Below are 4601 nucleotides of genomic sequence, written 5' to 3'. Positions count from 1 at the left end.
AAGATCGGCCAAAGATGCCACCTCGGGCTTGCAGAAAATCACCTGCGGTCCGGCAGGCCACATGCCGACCAGCTTGGCGTTGAAGGCAGTCTGCAAGCGGCTGTCCACATAGGGTAGGAACGCCGCCACATGGGCGCGCCCGGCCTCAAAGCTGGTATTCTGGCCCACAAGGTCAAGCCCCAGAACCGAAGGCTCATCCCGGCTGACCTGCGGCCCACGGATCGACACAATGTCGAACAGCCCAGAGCGCAGCACCCGCAAGCCGTCGGTGTCGGGAATGCCCGCCACATCCACCGGCAGATATTCAATCTTGATATCCAGCCCGGTCTTTTCGGCCAGCGCCTCAAAATAGGGCATCTCCTTTTGCTGGGCGATCAGGCCGGAACCAGAGGGCTGGCCAAGCACCCGAAGCGTGACCGTTTCGGCGAAAGTACCAAGAGGGAAAAGCGCAGGCACCAGAGCACAGGCCGTAAGACGAAGTGAGCGTCGCATGATAACTCCTGTTGATTATGTTTTCATTGAAGACCGATTCGCTTGCCATCATGAAAACATATTTTCACAACTCTGCAGAGTTTTTTGATCTTTCGAAAACGAATTTTCAGAAAACTTCGCGCAGTGACCGCAGAAAGAGCGAAAAATCTGGCGCCGTGCGAGCGTTTCGGGCGCTGGTCAAAGTTCGTCCAGCACGTCGTTCAGACGTTCAATCTCGGCCAGCCGGATCCGTCCCGCGCGGTCGGCCACAAGGATCGTTCGGTTGGCGATCAGGCTGCATAGCCCCATCACCGCCGTATGGCTGAACAGTGGGCCGGGGGATGATGTCTGGCAATGCACATGCCAAAACGCCTGCGGGTCGGTTTCCATGCCCTCATCGGAAATGATGATGACCGGCACGCCCTGACTGTGCATCTGCCGCAGCAATGCCCCGGTCTGTGCGGTCCGCCTGCGCATCGCAAAGAACACCACCATATCGCCAGTTCGCATACTGGCCAGATGTTCGCCCATGGTCTGTCCGGGGCCGGGAATGGCCACAATAGACTCTATAACCTGCGTTAGTTGCCAGTGCAGATAGGCTGAAAAGGCCGCCGAGGCACGGTAGCCCACCACCCAGACTTTTCGCGCGCCCAGCAGAGCGGTGCCCACACGGTCAACCTGCGCCATATCGACAGCGCCCAACGTCTGGCTGATGTTGTGGCTGTCGCGGCTAATATAGGCGGCGGTGTCCGAGGTATCTGCAGTGGTTGCCACGGCATACAGACGCGACCCCGTCACAAGCTCTTGCCGGGCATCCACCCGTGCCGCCTCATAAGACGCATAGCCAAGCCTGCGGACAAACCGGGTCACGGTGGCATTTGAAACACCTGCCAGCGCGGCTAATTCTGACGCGTTGTAACTGGCCAGTTCACCGGGAAAATCTGCGACCAGATCACCAAGCTTACGCTCGGCCGGACCCAGTGTCGCCAGTGCCGCCCTTACACGGGAAAGAAATTGCTGCTCGCGGGCCATGGATCATCCGTTCTGCAAACTGATTTTCACGCTAGCATCGACAGGAAAGAATGCGAAGGCCCGTCGGCGCGATGCCTTCACTTTCACGAGCATCGCCAGATATCCTGCGTTAAATATCAATCGTCCCGCTGGTAACGGGCGGCAGATCATCGGTCAATGGCACGGTCTGCCGCTCGATCAGACGATGCACGCGCTGCGGGCCTTGCAGCCCCCTATGCAGGGCGTTCAACTGGTTGAGGTTGTCGGCGTCCGCCGTAGTGCGGCGCTGATTGTGCCGCATATAGTCGATCCACGTTGGCACATGATAGCTTTCGATCCACGTCTCCGGTCGCTCTATATCGCGCATCAATGTCCATTGCCGTGCCCCGTCGCGCAGGCGAATGCGCCGTCTCTCGCGCATCAGGGCCAGAAAGCGCGGAGTATCATTTAGCCCGATGTCGTAGTCGATCATTACCATGATCGGCCCCGAACGCGGCTTTATGTCGATCATTGGTGTGGGCGGGCGAAACCGCCCCAGCGGACCCAGATCATCCTCTGGAAACGCGGCCAGCGGCAACCACAGCCCCAGCAGGCCTCCCACCGTCAACAAAGCCGCTGCAACGACAAAGGCAGTCGGCAGGCCGTGCGCTTCGGCAACACTGCCCCACAGCCATGACCCCAGCGCCATACCGCCAAACGTCGCCGTCTGGTAAAAAGACAGCGCCCGCCCCACAACCCAGCGCGGCGTCGAAAGCTGCACCGTCACATTCAGCAGTGCCAGAGCCATCACCCAACAGGCCCCGGCGACCAGCAACGCAAGACAGGCTAGTACCATGGAGTTGGCAAACCCCAGCGCCAGCATCGCCAGCGCATAGCCGGTAAACGCAATGCGGATTACGGCTTCGTTTGACAGATGCTGCTTTAGCCGCGTGTTGGCGATACCGCCCCCGATGGCACCCAGACCAAAAGTGCCAAGCAAAACGCCGTAGGTCAGTGCTGTGCCTTGCATCGTATCGCGTGCTACCAAGGGCAGCAGCGCCAGTGTGGTCACCGCTCCAGTGCCGAAAATCGCGCCACGCAACAGCACTTTCAGCAGCGCTGGCGACATCAGAATATAGCGCAGCCCCGCCCCGATCGCCGCGCCGATATCTTCTGGCGGGAGGTCAGACCCTGGGTAATCAGGTCGCCACCGGGTGAGCTCGCGGATCAACGGCAGCGTCAGCACCATGTTGATCACAAAGGCGGCAGAGGGTCCGGCCACCGCCACAATCACCCCACCCGCCGCCGGGCCAATGCTGCGCATCATGTTAAAGCTAAGGCTGTTCAGGCTGATCGCATTGTGCAGATCGTCCCGCGGCACGATATCGCCCATGGATGCCTGCCAAGACGGGTTGTACAGCGCGGACCCGCAGCCGATCAAAAAGGTAAAGCCAAGCAGCATCCAGGGCGTCAAACCGTCCATCCACGCGGTCACTGCCAATGCGGCCGAGGCCAGAACCATCGCCATCTGGGCAAAAATCAGGATACGCCGCCGGTTATAAGTGTCGGCCAGCGCCCCGGCTATCAATGAAAAAGCCATGATCGGCAGCGTGTTCGAGGCCTGAACCAGCGAAACCATCGTCTGCGATGTGGTTAGCGTGGTCATAAGCCATGCGGCGCCAACAGCCTGTATTAACGTCCCAAGGCTCGACATCGTTGTCGCGGCCCAAAGCCGGCGATAGGTTATGTTCCGCGAATGGGATGTGTCGGCTGCTTCCCCACAGTTGGGTTACCCTGAAGAGGGATCAACCGTGCAACAAGGAGAAGTAGCCATGTGTGCAAAGAAGACAGGAAGCTTCGAAGACCTTGCCGTCGTCGGTGTCGATATCGGCAAGGACACGTTTCATCTTGTCGGGTTCGACCGCGCCGGCCAGCTGGTCATACGCAAACAGATCAAGCGGCTGGCGTTGAGTGCCACATTCGAACAGCTCCCACGCTGCATCGTCGGGATGGAAGCCTGCCTTAGCGCCCATTTTGTCAGCCGGACGCTGCGAGGCATGGGTTTCGAGCCGCGGATCATTCCGGCGATCTACGTGAAGCCCTTCAACAAGGGCCAGAAGAACGACTACAACGATGCCGAGGCCATCGCGGAGGCTGCGTTGCGGCCGAACCTCCGGACCGTTTCTGAGAAGGACCAGGATCAGCTCGATCTTCAGGCCCTTCACCGGGTCCGGGCACGGCTGGTTTCGCGGCGCACGGCCACCATCAACCAGATCCGGGCCTTCCTGATCGAACAGGGCATCACTGTCCGGTCGGGGCTGCGGGCGCTGAAGAATTCCTTCGAGACGATCCTCGAACAGCGACAGGACGAGATTTCGCCCCGGATGCGCGGCATCCTGATCGGGCTCTATGGCGACTGGCTTTGGCTGGACAAACGGATCGAGGACGTCTCGGGCGAGATCGAGGAGATCAGCCGCACGGAAGAGAACTGCGCCAACGTCATGACCATCCCCGGGATCGGTCCAATGATCTCGACGGCAATGGTCGCGGCAGTTGGCAAGGGGGAGGCTTTCGACCGAGGTCGGGACTTTGCCGCGTGGGTCGGTTTGGTGCCGACCCAATACAGCACGGGCGGGAGAACGATCCTCGGGCGGATCACCAAACGGGGCAGCCGCTATCTTCGCATGCTATTCGTCCAGGCGGCGAAGGTGATCATGATGCGTCAGAACAGGTGGTCCACCTTCAGCTTCGGCCCTTGGCTGACCGAAGCGGTAAAGCGCATGCCGCGCAACAAGGCCGCCGTTGCGCTGGCCAACAAACTTGCCCGAACCGCATGGAGCGTTCTGCGACACGGGACCCGGTTCGACGCTCCAAGAGATATGGCCATGGAAACCATCTGACGCTTTCCACGGCCAAAAGGAGTTCGCGACAGAGAGGACAGCATGGAACGGAGAAAATACGCCCCCAGAGTCTGACGGCCCTTATGGTCAGCAAGGACCTTGCCGCTAATGAGACCAAGGCGCGTGCGTAACCCCATCAAGGCCACGGCCCGCGAGCCGATCAACAGGCCGGATACATATGAGCGATTTCCGAAGTCGTGCCAAATTCTCAATTGCGAACAGCAGCCGACACATACATAA

At 59.8% G+C, this 4601-nt stretch carries 3 protein-coding genes and 1 pseudogene; 1 reads left to right on the top strand and 3 read right to left on the bottom strand.

From position 1 onward, the window contains the following. The 3 genes and pseudogenes from U1A24_RS10810 to U1A24_RS10800 form a co-directional block, all read right to left on the bottom strand. A pseudogene (locus U1A24_RS10810) lies at positions 1–492 on the bottom strand (ABC transporter substrate-binding protein); the annotation flags it as partial. Positions 493–669: 177 nt separating this feature from the next. Continuing rightward, positions 670–1503, bottom strand: coding sequence for a MurR/RpiR family transcriptional regulator (locus U1A24_RS10805; RefSeq protein WP_305248985.1), 834 nt, complete (start codon positions 1501–1503; stop codon positions 670–672). Between the two features lie 109 nt (positions 1504–1612). Further along, entirely contained in the window at positions 1613–3208 is a 1596-nt protein-coding gene (locus tag U1A24_RS10800) for an MFS transporter (RefSeq protein WP_305249011.1), read from the bottom strand. An 85-nt stretch (positions 3209–3293) separates the two neighbouring features. On the opposite strand from U1A24_RS10800, the gene U1A24_RS10795 reads away from it, so the two are divergent. Further along, the gene (locus U1A24_RS10795; RefSeq protein ID WP_322321982.1) at positions 3294–4361 is read left to right on the top strand and encodes an IS110 family transposase; all 1068 of its coding nucleotides are present in this window, start codon (positions 3294–3296) and stop codon (positions 4359–4361) included. Positions 4362–4601: the final 240 nt, after the last annotated feature.

The sequence above is a fragment of the Cypionkella sp. genome (assembly GCF_034376685.1).
Classification (GTDB): domain Bacteria; phylum Pseudomonadota; class Alphaproteobacteria; order Rhodobacterales; family Rhodobacteraceae; genus Cypionkella.
The sequence above is the reverse complement of the archived record's forward strand: the minus strand, read 5'-3'. Positions and strand labels throughout refer to the sequence as shown.

Excerpts from the sequence above, each read along its gene's own strand:
- U1A24_RS10805 (WP_305248985.1), bottom strand. The coding sequence starts at position 1,503 with ATGGCCCGCGAGCAGCAATTTCTTTCCCGTGTAAGGGCGGCACTGGCG.
- U1A24_RS10795 (WP_322321982.1), top strand. The coding sequence starts at position 3,294 with ATGTGTGCAAAGAAGACAGGAAGCTTCGAAGACCTTGCCGTCGTCGGT.